This window comes from Sulfitobacter sp. PR48 (assembly GCF_028807335.1).
Classification (GTDB): Bacteria; Pseudomonadota; Alphaproteobacteria; order Rhodobacterales; family Rhodobacteraceae; genus Sulfitobacter.
Map to the genome: position 1 here is coordinate 1 of NZ_JARAMM010000004.1, position 17,220 is coordinate 17,220.

The 17,220-nt window shown below is 61.6% G+C and carries 15 protein-coding genes; 11 read left to right on the forward strand and 4 right to left on the reverse strand.

Translation table 11 applies throughout. The features are described from left to right. Positions 1-140: 140 nt before the first annotated feature. Positions 141-692: a L,D-transpeptidase gene (locus PVW51_RS06360; RefSeq protein WP_269367413.1), complete on the reverse strand. Its 552-nt coding sequence runs from the start codon at positions 690-692 to the stop codon at positions 141-143. 499 nt (positions 693-1,191) lie between these two features. Between PVW51_RS06360 and PVW51_RS06365 the strand changes: the two genes are divergently transcribed. After that, positions 1,192-2,166 carry a response regulator gene (locus PVW51_RS06365; protein ID WP_269367414.1) on the forward strand — a complete coding sequence of 325 codons (975 nt, stop codon included), beginning with the start codon at positions 1,192-1,194 and terminating at the stop codon, positions 2,164-2,166. Positions 2,167-2,315: 149 nt separating this feature from the next. Here the strand turns inward: PVW51_RS06365 and ettA are convergent, their stop codons facing one another. Continuing rightward, positions 2,316-3,971: an energy-dependent translational throttle protein EttA gene (gene ettA / locus PVW51_RS06370; RefSeq protein WP_274574066.1), complete on the reverse strand. Its 1,656-nt coding sequence runs from the start codon at positions 3,969-3,971 to the stop codon at positions 2,316-2,318. Positions 3,972-4,164: 193 nt separating this feature from the next. Between ettA and PVW51_RS06375 the strand changes: the two genes are divergently transcribed. The 4 genes from PVW51_RS06375 to PVW51_RS06390 all read left to right on the forward strand — a co-directional run bounded on the left by PVW51_RS06375 (position 4,165) and on the right by PVW51_RS06390 (position 7,933). Next, positions 4,165-4,851, forward strand: a complete 687-nt coding sequence (locus PVW51_RS06375) for a methyl-accepting chemotaxis protein (RefSeq protein WP_274574068.1) — start codon at positions 4,165-4,167, stop codon at positions 4,849-4,851. Positions 4,852-5,246: 395 nt separating this feature from the next. Further along, a complete protein-coding gene (locus tag PVW51_RS06380; RefSeq protein ID WP_269367417.1) occupies positions 5,247-5,687 on the forward strand; it encodes a universal stress protein in 441 nt (146 codons plus the stop codon). 16 nt (positions 5,688-5,703) lie between these two features. Further along, positions 5,704-7,251, forward strand: coding sequence for an alanine/glycine:cation symporter family protein (locus tag PVW51_RS06385; RefSeq protein ID WP_269367418.1), 1,548 nt, complete (start codon positions 5,704-5,706; stop codon positions 7,249-7,251). An 82-nt stretch (positions 7,252-7,333) separates the two neighbouring features. Further along, the gene (locus tag PVW51_RS06390) at positions 7,334-7,933 is read left to right on the forward strand and encodes a nicotinate-nucleotide adenylyltransferase (RefSeq protein ID WP_114277477.1); all 600 of its coding nucleotides are present in this window, start codon (positions 7,334-7,336) and stop codon (positions 7,931-7,933) included. Here the strand turns inward: PVW51_RS06390 and PVW51_RS06395 are convergent. Beyond that, entirely contained in the window at positions 7,916-8,740 is an 825-nt protein-coding gene (locus PVW51_RS06395; RefSeq protein WP_274574074.1) for a DMT family transporter, read from the reverse strand. The two genes, PVW51_RS06390 and PVW51_RS06395, sit on opposite strands and share 18 nt — an antisense overlap. An 86-nt stretch (positions 8,741-8,826) precedes the next feature. Here PVW51_RS06395 and dacB point away from each other — a divergent pair, with 86 nt between their 5' ends. The 3 genes from dacB to PVW51_RS06410 are packed head-to-tail and all read left to right on the forward strand — an operon-like array spanning position 8,827 to position 11,962. Then, positions 8,827-10,323 carry a D-alanyl-D-alanine carboxypeptidase/D-alanyl-D-alanine endopeptidase gene (dacB, locus tag PVW51_RS06400; protein WP_274574076.1) on the forward strand — a complete coding sequence of 499 codons (1,497 nt, stop codon included), beginning with the start codon at positions 8,827-8,829 and terminating at the stop codon, positions 10,321-10,323. Between the two features lie 24 nt (positions 10,324-10,347). Beyond that, positions 10,348-11,115 (forward strand): polysaccharide deacetylase family protein, encoded by a 768-nt coding sequence (locus PVW51_RS06405; RefSeq protein WP_274574077.1) that lies wholly within the window; start codon positions 10,348-10,350, stop codon positions 11,113-11,115. Then, entirely contained in the window at positions 11,108-11,962 is an 855-nt protein-coding gene (locus tag PVW51_RS06410) for a GNAT family N-acetyltransferase (RefSeq protein WP_274574078.1), read from the forward strand. The genes PVW51_RS06405 and PVW51_RS06410 overlap by 8 nt, the downstream gene beginning before the upstream one ends. Before the next feature lie 108 nt (positions 11,963-12,070). Here the strand turns inward: PVW51_RS06410 and PVW51_RS06415 are convergent, their stop codons facing one another. Then, a complete protein-coding gene (locus PVW51_RS06415) occupies positions 12,071-12,493 on the reverse strand; it encodes a tellurite resistance TerB family protein (protein WP_269367423.1) in 423 nt (140 codons plus the stop codon). Positions 12,494-12,609: 116 nt separating this feature from the next. On the opposite strand from PVW51_RS06415, the gene PVW51_RS06420 reads away from it, so the two are divergent. The 3 genes from PVW51_RS06420 to PVW51_RS06430 all read left to right on the forward strand — a co-directional run bounded on the left by PVW51_RS06420 (position 12,610) and on the right by PVW51_RS06430 (position 17,217). Continuing rightward, positions 12,610-14,190 (forward strand): lysine--tRNA ligase, encoded by a 1,581-nt coding sequence (locus PVW51_RS06420; RefSeq protein WP_274574079.1) that lies wholly within the window; start codon positions 12,610-12,612, stop codon positions 14,188-14,190. A 165-nt stretch (positions 14,191-14,355) separates the two neighbouring features. Further along, complete coding sequence (locus tag PVW51_RS06425) at positions 14,356-14,769, forward strand: DUF4864 domain-containing protein (RefSeq protein ID WP_274574080.1); 414 nt, start codon at positions 14,356-14,358, stop codon at positions 14,767-14,769. A gap of 159 nt (positions 14,770-14,928) precedes the next feature. Then, positions 14,929-17,217, forward strand: coding sequence for a glycosyl hydrolase family 28-related protein (locus PVW51_RS06430; RefSeq protein WP_269367426.1), 2,289 nt, complete (start codon positions 14,929-14,931; stop codon positions 17,215-17,217). Positions 17,218-17,220 lie beyond the last annotated feature (3 nt).

A 17,220-nucleotide genomic window follows, 5' to 3' on the forward strand; every position in this document is an offset into this window, starting at 1 on the left:
CGGGCGCGGCCCTTCGTTCGAAAACGTAACGCAGAGCGCAGAAGAACGATTTACCTCCGGCGGCAGCCGTTTCCGGGTTTGTCAGCAGCCTCGGGCCGATACATCGTACCGGCCCCTTTCCAGTCAAGATGTCGCGTCTCTCAGAGAACGGTGACCTTGGTGCCCAGGGGCACACGTTCGTAGAGATCCTTGACGTGTTCGTTCAGCATCCGGATGCAGCCGTTGGACACGGACCGGCCGATGGAGTTCGGCTGGGTTGTGCCGTGGATGCGGAAATAGGTGTCCTTGCCGTTCTGGAACAGGTAGAGCGCGCGTGCCCCCAGCGGGTTGCTGGGGCCACCGGGCTGCGCATCGGTGTTGCCCTTGAAGCGGCCATAGGCCTGGGGGTCGCGTTCGATCATCTCGTCGGTGGGGCGCCATGTGGGCCATTCTTTCTTGACGGCGATGGTCGCGGTTCCGGTGAATTCCAGACCGGCCTTCCCGACGCCGACGCCATAGCGGATCGCACGGCCGGGGGATGTGACGAGATACAGGTAGTGGCTGCGCGGCAGGATCAGCAGTTGACCGGGTTGGTACTGGCGCTTGATCGACACTTCCTGAGGGGTCGGGTCATATGCTCCGGCCTGGGCGCTCAGGGCGTGTGGCAGGGCGGCGGCAGCCAAGGAACTGGCGATAAATGTACGGCGGCGCATGTAATGCTCCATGTAAATGGGGTTGGCAGATGATCCATTTTCCAGAGCGTTTGTCTCGATGACAAGTGGAGGCCCTTAAAATATCTGCCGGTTGTTGCACAAAGGCCGGAATAGCTGACGGGCCATCCCGACCCTTGGCGGAAACGCGGAGGCTGGCGCAGAGTTCCCGTGAACCGGAACGACCCCCGCGCCGGACCGGAAGGTCAGCAGCAGGTGATTCACGCCCCCTTGGTGCGATCTGACGGACGTTTTACCCTTCGGCATGTTCTGGCCTTAAAGTCTTGAATAATAGAGCATTTAGGGCATGAAATGGGAAGTGTGACATGTTGCTGACGCGAGTGCGGCACATTCCTGACCAGGTTGGCGCAAAGTCGTCGCCAATCTTAAAATTGTCTTAATCTGGTCGCAAAAACGCCCCCGATCCCTCACCACCTTTTGCTGATGCCACGGAAAGACCGATCTGGCGCCGCAGGTAACCGACGAACCTTGAGGAAAACGCATGCGTATTTTGGCCGTTGATGATGATCCGGTGATTCTCGACCTGCTCGAACGGGCATTGGCCGACAGCCGGGGATATGAGCTGACCACCTGCACGTCGGGCGAGGATGCTCTGAAGTTGCTGAAAGGACCGATTGCCCCTTTCGAGTGTTTCCTGCTGGATGTCATGTTGCCGGGGATCGGCGGGATCGAGCTTTGCGATGCGATCCGCCAGACAGCGGCCTATCGCACCGCGCCGATCATCATGATCACCGCCAGCCGCGAGCCTGACCTGATGGAACGTGCCTTCTATGCCGGGGCCACCGATTTCATGTCCAAGCCGCTGGATGGCGTGGAGTTGAGCGCGCGGATCGTTTCGGCGAGCATGCTGAACGACAGCCTGCACCGCGAACGCGAGGCGCGGCATACGCTGGCCGATCTGACGGCCAAGATGAAGCTGCGCTTCGATGAGGCGGTCAGGCTGAGCAACCCGGAGGTGACGGATCTGCTGGCGCTGGAAAACACGCTGCTGCGGATGCCGGAAGGCTGCTATGCGATGACATTGTTTTCCATTGATGTGATGGGCCTGCGGGGGATTCACCGTGCGGTCAGCCCGATGGCGTTCCGTTACCACCTTGAGGCCGTCGCGGGGGCGGCTGTTGATGCGTTCAAGCACCGTACAGCGCGGCTGGCCTATACCGGGTCGGGGCGTTTCATGGGTGTCGTGATGGGGCGTGAACGGTTCGACCGTGACGCCGTGTTGACAGGGATCAACGCAAGCCTGTCATCGGATTGGGATGCCACGGCAAGCGGCACGCCGATGCCGCCGGCGATCCGGCTGACGACACTGTCGGATCAGCGGTTGTGGTCGGGTGTGTCGGCCAGCGACATGCTGCGCACGAAAAAGGCAAATGTCGATCTGCTGCGCGGCGTTCAGGAAGAGCAGGAAGACAACCTGTTCAGCAAGCTGGAAGCCAGGGTGCCACGCGCCTCGTAAGGGGGGGCGGAAGGGCCGTTGATCGGCCCGTTCCTTCTGTGTGTGATGGACCCTCGCGTTCAGTAAAGCGAAGTAAACATTAGCCACTGAGTGCGAACGGGCTTGTAAACAAGCCCTGCCTCGCACCCGTTGAATTTGCTACGCAAAGGTCAACGTACAAACTTCTTGTGCTTCAGCCGCTTGGGTTCCAGCGCATCCGCGCCGAGGCGGCGTTTCTTGTCTTCCTCGTAGTCTTCGAAGTTGCCTTCGAACCATTCCACATGGGCCTCGCCCTCGAAGGCGAGGATGTGGGTGCAGATCCGGTCGAGGAAGAAGCGGTCGTGGGAGATGACCACGGCGCAGCCCGCGAAATCCACCAGCGCATCTTCGAGCGCGCGCAGGGTTTCGACGTCAAGGTCGTTGGTCGGTTCGTCAAGCAGCAGGACGTTGCCGCCCTCTTTCAGCAGGCGTGCCATGTGGACGCGGTTGCGCTCACCACCCGACAGCAGGCCGACCTTTTTCTGCTGGTCGCCGCCCTTGAAATTGAACGACGAGCAATAGGCGCGGGAATTGACCTCGGCATCGCCCAGCTTGATCAGCTCGGCCCCGCCGGTGATGGCCTGCCAGACGGTATCCTCGGCATTCAGGTCGTCGCGGGACTGGTCCACATAGGACAGATCGACGGTCTCGCCATATTCGATGGAACCCGCGTCGGGCTTTTCCTGACCGGTCAGCATCCTGAACAGCGTCGATTTACCCGCGCCGTTGGGGCCGATGACCCCGACAATCCCGCCCGGCGGCAGGGAGAAATCCAGCCCTTCGACCAGCAGCTTGTCACCCATCGCCTTTTTCAATCCCGCGACCTCGATTACCTTGGAGCCGAGGCGCGGGCCATTGGGGATGACGATCTGCGCGCGCGACAGCTTCTCGCGCTCGGAGGTTTCGGCCATCTCGTTATAGGCGTTGATCCGGGCCTTGGATTTGGCCTGCCGTGCCTTGGCACCCTGGCGCATCCATTCCAGTTCGCGCTCCAGCGTCTTCTGCTTGGACTTGTCCTCGCGCGCTTCCTGCGCCAGGCGCTTGGCCTTCTGTTCCAGCCAGTCGGAGTAGTTTCCTTCGTAGGGGACGCCGCGGCCGCGGTCGAGTTCGAGAATCCAGCCGGTGATGTCATCCAGGAAATAACGGTCGTGGGTGACGATCAGGATCGTGCCCTTGTAGTCGATCAGGTGCTGTTGCAGCCAGGCGATGGTTTCCGCGTCCAGGTGGTTGGTCGGTTCGTCGAGCAGCAGCATGTCAGGCGCTTCGAGCAGCAGCTTGCACAGGGCGACACGCCGCGCCTCACCGCCCGAGAGGGAGGCAACATCGGCGTCATCGGGGGGGCAGCGCAGCGCCTCCATGCTGACGTCGATCTGGCTGTCGAGATCCCACAGGTCCTGCGCGTCGATGTCATCCTGCAGTTTGGCCATCTCATCGGCGGTTTCGTCGGAGTAGTTCATCGCCAATTCGTTGTAACGGTCGAGGATGACCTTTTTCGCGGCGACACCTTCCATCACATTCTCGCGCACGGTCTTGGTCGGGTCGAGCTTCGGTTCCTGCGGCAGATAGCCGACGCGCGCGCCTTCGGCGGACCAGGCCTCGCCGGTGAAATCCTTGTCCATGCCTGCCATGATCTTAAGCAGGGTGGATTTACCCGCGCCGTTCACGCCGACGACACCGATCTTGACGCCGGGCAGGAAGTTCAGGTGGATGTTTTCAAAAAGCTTTTTTCCGCCCGGATAGGCTTTGGAGACGCCGGACATGTGATAGACGAACTGATAGGCGGCCATTGCGGTTTCCTGTCTGGTCAAAGAGGTTTCGCCCCGCAATATCGCGGTGATCGGTCAAGATCAACGCAGTCGTAAAACGAGGGTGGCCGCGCAGGAGATACCTCGGCAGGCGGCGCTGTTTTCTGCGCAGGCGCCCTGCCGGAAACGAATTCTTCAGCATTGCGGCACTAGCTTGCACCTGAAAGGAGCCAAAATGCTCGATTCCCGGGATGACGATGCGCAGGCCGACCAGCCGGGCGATGCGCATGAAAGCGCGATCGACGCGGTCGTGTCGATTGATGAGTGTAATAATATATCTGCCTTCAATCCCGCGGCGGAGCGGTTGTGGGGCTATGACAGCGCCGAGGTGATCGGCAAGAACGTCAAGATGTTGCTGCCCCCTGACATGCGGGCAACCCATGACAGTTTTGTCGACCGCCATCGCAAGTCCGGGCAGGACCGCATTGTCGGCACCAGCCGCGAAGTGCCGATCCATTGCAAGGACAATACCACCGCCTATGCGCGGCTGTCGCTGCGCCGGTCCGTGACGGCAGCGGGTGCACAGGGATATACCGCCTACCTGACCGATATGACCGAACAGCATCGCAAGACGACCGACACCGTCGAGGTGATGCGCGACCTGCTGGACCAGATCGACAGGTTGACCACGGGTATCAACACCATCGCGCAGCAGACCAACCTGTTGTCGGTCAATGCCTCTATCGAAGCGGCAAGGGCGGGTGACATGGGGCGGGGCTTTGGCGTGGTCGCGATGGAGATCAGGGCCCTGTCGAACCAGGCCAAGGAGATCACGCTGGAAATCGAGAACGTGGTGGAATCCGGCAGGCAATCAGTTGGCAAACTGGCGCAGGAGGCGACCCCGACCGGGCAGGGCGGTTGAGGCAGGACCGTCCCGATCGTGATCACGCTGAACGCCCGGCGTGGCCCGATGCCGTGCGATGTTTCAATATCTGCGCGAATTGCCCGATGGCATGAACTGTCCGATCACATGCGTCGATTCTACTGAGGCGAGAAGATTTCTGCAGGCAGTTCGGCTGCACAAGACTGCATCTGCCAAGCGAAATTGATGCTTTCGGCTGAGAATTCGGGTGATTTTAGGCGTTTTTACCGGAAACTGAACTTTTTCAGTCGATGTGAATTCAAAATCTCTGTTACGCTTTTGTTAACCTGCGAGGGTCGGTCGATGTCCGCCCTACGTGGGGAAACGAAGTGGTGTCCATGCAGGGACGGGTTTTCCCGCCGCTGCAGAGGCACAGGGACAACAGGGAACATCTCATGTCAAAAACCGCAATCGTTGTGGGTCTGGACGGGTCGGAGGCCGGCGAACGCGCGCTGGCTTTCGCCAAAAGCAGAGCCGAAATGATCGGGGATTGCTCAATCACGCTCTGCTACGTGATTGAATGGTCACCCTTTTCATTCCAGACACCCGAGGAAAACGAGCAGCGCCACAAGCGCCGCGAAGAGGAATTGAAACTGGCGCATGAGCGGGTCATCGACCCCGCTGTCGCCCAGGCCAAGGCCGACGGTTTCGAAGTGACCGGTGTCGTCAAGCACGGCGATGCGGCGGATATTCTGGAGGATATCGCCAAGGCGCAGAGCGCCAGCCAGATCGTGGTGGGCCGGGTTGGTGCGCGCGGTCTGAAAGAGCGCCTGTTCGGTGGTGTCACGGGGCGGCTGGTCGCTTCGGCGAGCGTCCCGGTCACAATCATTCCCTGAAGCAGAGGTTTTCGACATGTCCAGACTATACGCAGTACTACTGACCCTGATCGCCTCTGTCCTGCCGGGCCTTGCCGCGGCACAGGAGGCGGTTGGCGTCGACCAGCGGATCAACCAGATCTTTGCGGATTACACCGGTTGGTACGTTTCCTTCATCTTTGCGCCCGTACCGGGCACAACCTTTTCCTGGATCGCCCTTTGGCTGGTGGTCGGTGCCGTGGTGTTCACGGTCTATTTCGGGGCCATCCAGTTCAAGGGTTTCGTGCATTCCATCCGACTGGTGAAAGGTGACTATTCCGATCCCAATGATGCGGGCGAGGTCAGCCACTTCCAGGCGCTGGCGACGGCGCTGTCGGGCACCGTGGGCCTTGGCAACATCGCGGGTGTCGCGGTTGCGGTCAGCATCGGGGGGCCGGGTGCGACCTTCTGGATGGTGGTCGCGGGTCTCTTTGGCATGGCGACCAAGTTCACCGAATGTACGCTGGGTGTGAAATACCGCAACGAATACCCGGACGGCAGCGTCTCGGGTGGTCCGATGTATTATATCACCAAGGGGTTCAAGGAGCGCGGTCTGCCGCTGGGCGGCTTCATGGCGGTTCTGTTCTCCATCTTCACCATTCTGGGCGCGCTGGGCGGGGGCAACATGTTCCAGGCCAATCAGGCGCATGCGCAGATCGCGGGTGTGGTGGGTGATTATCCGGGCTGGATCACCGGTGTGGTCCTGGCGGGCGTCACCTTTGCCGTGATTGCAGGCGGTCTGAAGTCCATCGCACGGGTCACCGAAAAGGTCGTGCCCTTCATGGGTATCTTCTATGTGCTGGTGTCGATCCTCATCCTGCTGATCAACTTCGATCAGATCGGCTGGGCCTTTGGCCAGATCTTCATGGGCGCCTTTACCGGTCTGGGTGTTGTCGGCGGCTTTACCGGCGCGCTGATCCAGGGTTTCCGCCGTGCGGCCTTCTCCAACGAGGCGGGCATCGGGTCGGCGGCCATCGCCCACTCTGCGGTGCGGACCAAGGAGCCGGTGACAGAGGGCTATGTGGCCCTGCTGGAGCCGTTCATCGACACGGTGGTGATCTGCACGATGACTGCTTTGGTGATCGTGATCAGCGGCGTGATGAACGTCGACCCGGAAACCGGTCTTTACATCTGGAATGCCGAGGCAGGCCGGATCGCGACCGACGGGGATGTCAGCGGTGTTGCCCTGACCTCGGCCGCCTATGCCAAGGCGTTCTCCTGGTTCCCGGTCCTGCTGATGGTGGCGGTGGTGCTCTTTGCCTTCTCCACCATGATCAGCTGGTCCTACTACGGGCTGAAAGCCTGGACCTACCTGTTCGGTGAAGGGCATACCAAGGAGCTGGTGTTCAAGATCATCTTCTGCCTGTTCATCGTGATCGGTGCGGCGGCAAGCCTTGGTCCGGTGATCGACTTCTCGGATGCGATGCTGTTCTCCATGGCGATCGTGAACATCATTGCGCTGTATTTCCTGATGCCGATCGTGAAACGCGAGCTGAACAGCTATGTCACGCGTCTGCGTGCGGGCGAGTTCGTCAAGCACAAGTAGGCTGATGCATTGACAATGGGGCGCAAAGCCCTTCCTTTCGGCCCCTGAAGAAATTCGGGGGCCGATTTTGTTGCGCCATAGAATGCCATATGCCGCAGCCGGTCAGGTGATCGGCCTGTTGGGCGGGTCGTTCGACCCGGCCCATGCGGGCCATGCCCATATCACCACCGAGGCGCTCAAGCGGTTTGGTCTGGATCGGGTCTGGTGGCTGGTCAGCCCCGGCAACCCGCTGAAGACCCGGGGGCCGGAGCCGCTGGACAAGCGGATGGACCGCGCCCGCGAGGTCATGCGCCACCCCCGCGTCGAGATCACCGATATCGAGAGCCAGCTTGGTACGCGCTATACGGCACAGACGCTGGCCAGGTTGCGCAGGCTTTATCCGAATGTGCGCTTTGTCTGGCTGATGGGTGCGGACAACATGGCGCAGCTGCATCAGTGGCAGGATTGGCGCGGGATCATGGAGACCGTGCCGATTGGCGTTCTGGCCCGCCCCGGACAGCGCATTTCGGCGCGGATGAGCCGGGCGGCGGGGCTTTATGCGCCCTACCGGATTCCGGGGCGTTTCAGTCATCTGCTGGGGCTGGCCGATGCGCCGGCCTGGTGTTTCATCAACGTGCCGATGAACGATGCTTCCTCGACGGCGATCCGGGCGCGGGGCGGCTGGTCAGCGCAGGCGGGTTGAGGCCAGCCCGGCCCCGATGATCAGGGCCAGCCCGGCCCAGGTGAAGGTATCGGGCAGGTCACCGAAGATGATCCAGCCCAGAAGGACAGCCGCGATCAGCTGGAAATAGACCAGCGGCGCCAGCCGCGTGGCAGGGGCAATGCGGTAGGCAAAGAGCAGCAGCAGGTTGCCCAGCATGGAGAACAGGGCCGAGGCCAGGGTCAGCCCGGCGATGGGCAGGGTCATCGTCGGCAGGTTGAGCAGCCCGAGCGGCATCAGCAGAAGGCCTGCGATTACAAGCTGGGTAAAGGTCAGCGCCATCGGACTGCCCAGCCCGGACAACCAGCGCGACATGGTCAGGAAAGTGCCGTAGCAGGTGCCGGCGGCCACCGCCCAGAGCACGCCCAGCTCTCCGTCCGGACCGGGGCGGACAACCAGCAGCACGCCGACAAACCCCAGCACGGTCAGGGCGCTGCGCAGCGGTGTGACGGCTTCACGCAGGAAAATCACCGCCAGAACATAGCTGACCAGCGGCCCGACAAAGAAGGCGGCAAAGACGGTGGCGATGTCGACCGTCTGCAACGCCATCTGGATGCAGGAGATGCCCATGGCCAGAACCGCCGCACGTGCCCAGATGCGCCAGTTGCGCAGCAGCGCATCGCTGCCGCGTGGCAGAAAGGGCAGCAGGATCATGGTGCCCAGGGCGAACCGGGACCATGCGACGAACAGCGGAGAAACGCCCAGACCGCTGGTGAGCAGCTTACCGGCGCTGTCCCCGCCGGGGATCAGGGACATGGCAACAAACATGATCAGAACGGCACTTTGCATCAGGCCTGCTAGCACGCATTCACGGTCTGTAAAATGTGAAATGAGACTGCTTGTGGAAGACCGCGAGGTGCGGTTTAACCGGGCGCATGGGCAAGCTTGTTTCACGTCGGTTTTTTCTGGGTTCGGTTGCGGCCTTCGGCACCATGCCCAGGGGCGTCCTGGCCGAGCCGCCGACATCGTCCCTGCGTCCCGTTCTGCGGGGGGAGGATTTCCACAAACGCGCGGTGGCCGATGTGGAAGCCATCATCCGCGAGGCGCATTTGACCGGCGATGTGGCCTTTGCCGTGGCGCGGGCCGATACCGGGGCCTGGCTGGAATGTCGCAATGAACAGGCAGGGACCCCGCCTGCCAGCGTCGCCAAGGCGATCACGGCGCTTTACGCGCTGGCGGCTTTGGGGCCTGATCACCGGTTTCAGACCCGTCTTTGCGCCACCGGTGGGATCAAGGATGGCGAAGTGCAGGGCGACCTGTGGCTGGTGGGCGGCGGCGATCCGACGCTGGATACCAACGGGCTGGCCGATATGGCCGCTGACCTGAAAGCCGCGGGGGTGCGGGCGGTCAAGGGCGGCTTCAAGATCTATGAGGCCGCGCTGCCGGTGATGCGCCAGATTGATCCCGAGCAGCCCGATCATGTGGGCTATAACCCGGCGGTGTCGGGGATCGCGTTGAATTTCAACCGGGTGCATTTCGAATGGAAACGGGCCAGCGGCAGCTATTCGGTGACCATGGACGCGCGGTCTGACAAGTATCGTCCGGCGGTGGCGATGGCGGCCATGCAGGTGCAGGACCGCAGTGCGCCGGTCTATACCTTTGAAGATCGCGGCGGCACGGATCACTGGACCGTGGCGCGCGGGGCACTGGGCGACGGCGGGTCGCGCTGGTTGCCCGTGCGCAGGCCGGGGCTTTATGCGGGGGATGTGTTTTCCACCATGGCGCGGTCGCAGGGCATCAAGCTGGACCGGCCGGAGGTTGTTGACACCTTGCCCGAGCAGGTCGAAACGCTGGTGACCCGGCGCAGCGGGCCGTTGCGCGGCATCCTGCGCGAGATGTTGAAATATTCCACCAACCTGACGGCGGAAATGGTGGGCATGGCCGCGACGCTGGCCCGCGGGGAACCGGCGGCAAACCTGCGCGCCTCTGCCGCCGCGATGAACCGCTGGGCGGTGGCGGAACTGGGCATGACGGCACCCAAGCTGGTGGATCATTCCGGCTTGGGAGATGACAGCACCGTCACGGCGCTGGATATGACGAGGGCCCTGGTCAAGGTGCGGGACAGCGGGCTGCGCCCGATCCTGAAACCTTTTGGCATGCGCGATGCCAAGGGACGCCCGATGAAGGATCATCCGATTGCGGTGGATGCCAAGACCGGAACGCTGAATTTCGTATCCGGGCTGGCGGGATATCTGACGGCGACGGATGGCACCGTGATGGCCTTTGCCATTTTTGCATCCAACCCCGGGGAGCGCGCCAAGATCAGTCGCGAGGAGCGCGAAAGACCTCCCGGTGCGCAGGGCTGGAACAGCCGTGCAAAGCGCGTGCAACAGGCGCTGATCGAACGCTGGGGTGCGCTCTACGGCAGCTGACCCATGGGGCAGAAGGAGATTTCCATGGCAAGCTGGGCCGAACTGGACGAAGAGCTGCGCCTGTGGCGCGCGGCTGGCGAAATACCCACCTTCTGGTGGCGGGATGACGATACCGAAGCGCCGACCGCCGATCTGGAGCGGCTGATTGCGCTGGCAGAGCGGTTTTCGGCCCCCTTGCATCTGGCTGTGGTGCCCCATGCGATTGATCCCGGCCTCGCCCCGCGCCTCGGGGCGTCACCGCTGGTTTATGCGTTGCAGCACGGGTTTTCGCACAAGAACCATGAGCCCAAGGGCGCGCGCGCCTCAGAAGTCGGGGTGAATCGTGACATCGCCTTGCAGGAGGCGGATCTGACGCTTGGCTGGCAGCGTATGGTGGCGGCGGGATTGCCGAACCTTCTGCCCGTCTTTGTCCCGCCCTGGAACCGGATTGCGGAGAAGACGCTGATGGTCCTGCCGCGTCTGGGCTATCACGCCGTGTCGATCTTTGACCGGCGGCCGGAGACCCCGGTGGGGCTGCCGCATTTCAATGGCCATATCGACCCGATCCGCTGGAAAGAGGGCGCGCGTTTTGCCGGTACGGAAAAGACGCTGGAGCAGGCGGTGCGGCACCTGCGGCAACGCCGTCTGGGCGAGGCCGAAAAGGATGAGCCGACAGGCTTTGTCACCCATCATCTGCAGACAGATGAACCAACCTGGGATTTCAGCGCCGCCTTGCTGGAGCGGCTGACATTCCGGGATGCGACCCGCTGGATCGCGCTGCCTCAGGTCCTGAAAGGAGCCCATCTTGGTTGAGATTGCCTATGCCGTGCCGTCGGAGCGCGAGGAAGTCGCGCAGTTCATGAACGCGGTCTTTGTGAAGGCCAAATGGGACATTGACGGCTGGCGCCGGCTGGTGGCCGGGCGTTGGTGCGGACCGGAGGGGCGCTATGCCATCACGGTGCGCGATAACGGGCGGCTGATGGGGGTTCTGGGGTTGGTCTATGCCGAGCGGATCACGGCGGAAGGGGTGCGGACCACGGCGGACATGACGTCATGGTATGTGCTGAAAGACCTGCGGGGGCAGGGGGTTGGCGGCAAGATGATGGCGCTTGCCACCTCGGATCCTGAGGTCACGGTCACCAATTTTTCCAGCGCCAAGGCGGCGGTCAGCGTGTTGGAGCGCGCCGGGCTGGAGGTGCTGGACAGCGAGCGGCTGGTCTGGCTGCCGTCAGAACTGCCGAAGTTCAGGGTGCATGAGGATCCGCTGGCGCTGGGCGACAGGCTGACGGCGAAGGACCGGCGGATCATCGGCGACCATCAGGGTCTGCGCCTGCGGCATCTGGCGGTGGAAACGCCGGACGGGTTGTGTGTGATGGTGGTCTATCCGCAGAAGAAGCACGATGAATATGTCACGCATGAGATCATGTATCTGGCTGATCAGCCGCTGTTTGCGCGGCATGCCAGGCAGATCGCGGCGTCTGTCCTGCCCGCACGGGAGGCGATCCTGTCACTGGACCGCAGGTTCGCGGCAGAGGGGATCGAACCGGACGATGTCCGCGCCTTTGCCACGCCGAGGTTCTGTCAGAAGGGGCTGCTGCACCCCTCCGAGATCGACATGCTTTATTCCGAATGCGTGTTGCTGAACATCAAGATCCACTAAAGCGCCCCGCCTTAAACTTGAATCGCCGATACCCTGCCGCGCTTCGCGCTCTCGGGACATCGGCGATACTGAATGTATCAGGTTCAAGGCCGGGCGTTCTAAGCGCCGTCAGCTGAGGTGACGCGCGCGCGCGCCGCGTTCGATGGCGGCGGCATGCAGGCGGTCGATGTTCAGCTCGTAACGGATTTCTTCGAGCAGACGCAGTTCGGCTTCTTCGAGCTTGCCATCGGCGGCGGCGACGTCGCAGGCCAGCGCATAGGCGGTCTCGTACAGGCGTTCCGGCAGCGCCTCGCGGATCAGGCCGAAGAGCGCGTCGAGCCCGTCTTCCTGTTCGAAGAGGTCGAACACGGTCTTGCTGATGGTGCTGAGCCGGTCGTTGTCATAGCCCGCAAAGATCGGCAGCATGTTGACCGAAGACTGGATCTTCATCAGTTCGGTGGTTCTGATGTGCTCGTCAGACGCGGAAACGGCGACCATCATCGCGACAAGACTGTCCTGCGCGCTGAGCGACAGGGAGGGATCGTCAGGCATTGAACTTCCTTTGATGCTGTGTTGGGTACAGATTATTGACCCGGTCCGCCCGGCGCAATAGGAAGCGGCCTGACCTGCGCGCATTGGGCGCTTGGGTGCCAATGATGGAAAATGTGATGTCTGATATGCGTGACGCCGCGATGAGCAGCAAGGCCTGGCCCTTTGAAGAAGCGCGTCGGGTGCTCAAACGGTATCAGAACAAGCCGCCGGAAAAGGGTTTTGTGCTGTTCGAGACGGGCTATGGCCCCTCTGGCCTGCCGCATATCGGGACCTTTGGCGAGGTGCTGCGGACCACAATGATCAAGCGCGCCTTTGAGGAGATTTCGGACATTCCGACCAAGCTGATCTGTTTTTCCGACGATCTGGACGGGATGCGCAAGGTGCCGGGCAATGTGCCGCAGCAGGAGATGCTGGCCGAGCATATGCACAAGCCGCTGACATCGGTGCCGGATCCTTTCGGCACGTATGAGAGTTTTGGCCATCATAACAACGCCATGCTGCGGCGGTTCCTGGATACTTTCGGGTTCGAATACGAGTTCTATTCGGCGCGGGAGTTCTATCAATCGGGCCAGTTCGACGCGATTCTGCTGCGCGCGGCGGAACGGTACGACGAGATCATGGCGGTGATGCTGAAATCGCTGCGCGAGGAGCGGCGTCAGACCTATTCGATCTTCCTGCCGATCCACCCGGAGACGGGGCGGGTGTTGTATGTGCCGATCCGCGAGGTGAATGCCAAGGATGGCACGATCACCTTTGATACCGAAGAGGGCGAGGAAATGACCCTGCCGGTTACCGGCGGGAACGTGAAATTGCAGTGGAAACCCGATTTCGGCGCGCGCTGGGCGGCGCTGGACGTGGATTTCGAGATGTACGGCAAGGAACATGCCACCAATACCGCGATCTATGACCGGATTTGCGAGATCCTGGGCGGCAGGAAGCCGGAGCATTTCAGCTATGAGCTGTTTCTGGACGAGAATGGCCAGAAGATTTCCAAATCCTCCGGCAATGGTATCTCGATTGACCAGTGGCTGACCTATGCGAGCACGGAATCGCTCGCGTATTTCATGTTTCTCAAGCCCAAGACCGCCAAGCGGATGCATTTCGATGTGATCCCGAAGGCCGTGGATGAATATCACCAGCAGTTGCGCGCCTATGAGACGCAGGACGCCGCGGGACGGGCGAACAACCCGGTCTGGCACATCCACGGGGGCGATGTGCCCAAGTCGGATATGGTTGTGCCGTTCTCCATGCTGTTGAACCTCGCGTCCGTGTCCTCGGCCGAGGACAAGGGGCAGTTGTGGGGCTTTATCCAGCGGTATGCGCCCGATGCCTCGCCGGAGAAGAACCCCGGCATGGATGCGGCGGCAGGCCAGGCGGTGCGGTATTTCAATGACTTCGTAAAGCCGCACAAGGTGTTCCGCACCCCGACCGATCTGGAGCGCGAGGCCCTGGAAGAGCTGCGCGACAACTTGCGGTCCTGGGACGGCGGGCTGGATGCGGAGGCGTTGCAAAGCATGGTCTTTGCCGTCGGAAAAGAGCGGTTCGAGCCGCTGCGCGACTGGTTTACGGCGCTTTACGAGGTCTTGCTGGGGGCGTCGCAGGGGCCGCGTTTCGGCGGGTTCATCGCGCTTTACGGTGTGACGGAAACGGCCGATCTGATCGACGCGGCGCTGGCGGGCAAGCTGACAGCGGGCTGAAACTCTTGCCCTGTTGGCGTCGTGACTTACCATATGAGCGCCCGACCTTAGACTTGAGACACGAATTCCCTGCCGCGCCTGCGGCGCTCTCGGGACATTCGAGTCACAGGATGATGAAGGTTAAAGGCCGGGCGCTCTAGTCACACAGCCAACAGGAGAGAGGTCATGCGGACAGGGTTTTTGAGGATGCTCGGGGCGTTGATGCTGGCGGTGATGTCCGTCACCGGGGCCGCCGCGCAATCCACCGAGATCGAAGGCACGATCAACAGTCAGTTCGAAGCTTTCAAGGCGGATGATTTCGCGACGGCATTTACCTATGCCACGCCGAGCTTGCAGCAATTGTTCCAGTCACCGCAGAATTTTCAGCGCATGGTGACGCAGGGCTATCCGATGGTCTGGCGCCCTGCCGAAGTGCGCTATCTGGAGCTGCGCGAGCGGGGCGGGTCGATGTGGCAGAAGGTGCAGATCACCGATGCCAAGGGGTTCACCCATAACCTGGATTACAAGATGGAAGAGACGGATATGGGCTGGCGCATCGGTGCCGTGCAGATCCTGGATGCGCCGGGGGCGACGGCCTGACAGCGGGCGTTGCGCCAAGACCGTGCGCCGGTCTCAGCGCTGCTTAAGACTTCATTGATATTTCCCTGTCCACGGGTCGGCAATCGCCGGGTCTGAGGTCAACCAGACGGGGTGCTGGCGGTTTGGGTGCCGTGGCGCTGCCGGAGAAAGGGATATTTGATGAACAAGGCGATTACCGATGGCGTAGTGCTGATGCCGACCCCGTTTGCGCAAGGTCTGGATGTCTGGTCAAGCGGCGATGGGACGCCGGGTTCGGACACCTATGAAGGCTCGGCCAATGGGGCTTTTGTTCCTGCGGATCAGGATTTCGGGGGGGCGCTGGAGCTGCTGAAGACGCAGAACACGCAGAAGCTGCGTTACATGGGCGAGACCCCGCTGCTGCCGGGGTGCTATCTGCAGATCAGGGCAAGGGTGAAGGCGATCAGTGGCAATCTGCCGTCGGTGCGCATCGCCGGATATGCGGCCCGCGCGAACGGGACGCTTGTGAACAATGTTGCGGGGTTTGCGCCCTATGTCACGCTGACGAGCTATGGCGAGGTTGTCGAGGTGTCGGCCATCGTGGGGGCGGGCGATCGCGGCGGGGTCGATCTGGTCTGGGGGACAGAGCCGGTTTACGGCCATTTCGGGATTGACCTGGTGGGCGCGAACGGCGGGATCATCCGGGTCGATGACATCGAGATCGAGGATGTGACATCGGTTTTCCTGCGCGACATGCTGAGCCAGGTGGATGTGGTGGATTTCGGCGCGATCGGTGACGGCACAACCGATGACAGCGCCGCATTCGATGCGGCCAATGCGGCGGCCAATGGGCGCACGGTCTTTGTGCCGGCCGGGACCTACCGGCTGAATTCCAGCGTGACGATTGACAGCAATGTGAAATTCGAGGGCAAGCTGAGCATGCCGACCAGTGCCGTTCTGGTGCTGCGCCGCAATTTCGACCTGCCGAATTACATCGAAGCCTTCGAGGACGAGGAACTGGCCTTTCGCAAGGCCTTCCAGGCGTTGCTGAACAATGCGGATCACGAGACGCTGGATCTGGGCGGGCGCAAGGTGACCATCAACGGGCCGATTGACATGCAGGCGGCGGTGCCGGGGCAGAATTCCTATGCGACGCGCCGGGTGATCCGGAATGGCCAGCTGGAGGCGGCAAGCGGCAGTGCCTGGGACACGGAAGTTGTGACCTCGCAGGCCACCTACAGCACGAGCAACAACAAACGGCTGACCAATGTCACCAACATTGCCAATATCCCTGTCGGTGCCCTGGTGGAGGGAAACGGGGTGGGCCGCGAGATTTATGTGCGGTCCAAGAACGTGGCGACCGGGCAGATCGAGCTGAACGCGCCGCTTTACGATGCCTCCGGCACGCAGAACTTCACCTTTCGCAAGTTCCAGTACATGCTGGATTTCAGCGGTTTCAGCCTGCTGAGCAAGTTCGTGCTGGCCGACATCGAGTTCCAGTGCAACAACCGGTCCTCTGCGATCATGCTGGCCCTGTCGGGCACGGCGTTTCACTTGCGCGATTGCTTCATCACGCGCCCGGCAGACCGGGGGATCACCTCTATCGGCGGAGGTTGTCAGGGCATGCTGATCGACCGCTGCCAGTTCCTGTCGGCGGAAGATGCGATTCCGGTGTCGCAGCGCACGACCATCGGGTTCAACGCCAATGCCAATGATGTGAAGCTGCGCGACAATCGCGCCACGCGTCTGCGCCATTTCGGCCTGCTGGGCGGGGCCAACAGCATCATCACGGGAAACCATTTTTTCCAAGGTGACGAGGTGAACAACGGGGTCCGGTCGGCGGGCATCATCCTTGCCAATACCCATGTGAGTTCGATTTTCTCGGGCAATTATGTGGACAATTGCTTTCTCGAATGGACCAACGAGCAGGACCCGGCGCCGGACTTCAACTCTGAATATTCGTTCAGTGCGCTCAGCGTCACCGACAATATCTTTCTGTCGGGTGAGGTGGCCCCCTGGTTCAGCTATATCGTGGTCAAGCCGCATGGAGCGGGGCATTTCCTGAGTGGTGTGTCGATCACGGGCAACCGTTTCCGCAGCCTGAACGGCACCATCGACAGGGCAGAGCGGGTCGATACCACCTTTGCGGATCTCGACCTTTCAAGGTGCAAGAACGTGGTGTTTACCGAGAATTCGTTTCACGCGGTGACCCATCAGGTTGAAAGCCCGGCCAAGGTCGAATTTTTTCAGAATACGGCATCTGACATCTGGACCATTGATATGTCCGGATACCTGCCTTTCGGAGGCGAGGCGTTGAAGGTGGAAAGCGTGTTGCCGCAGGGGGCCCTGCGCAATGACAACAATGTGCGCCAGTGGGAAACACCCTATGCCGATGTGGCGATTGGCGGGAACCGCGACCAGATACGGCTGAACTGGTCGACCGCGCTGCGCGGGCGGGTGCAGGTGACGGTCCGCATGGACAGTCGCTGAATG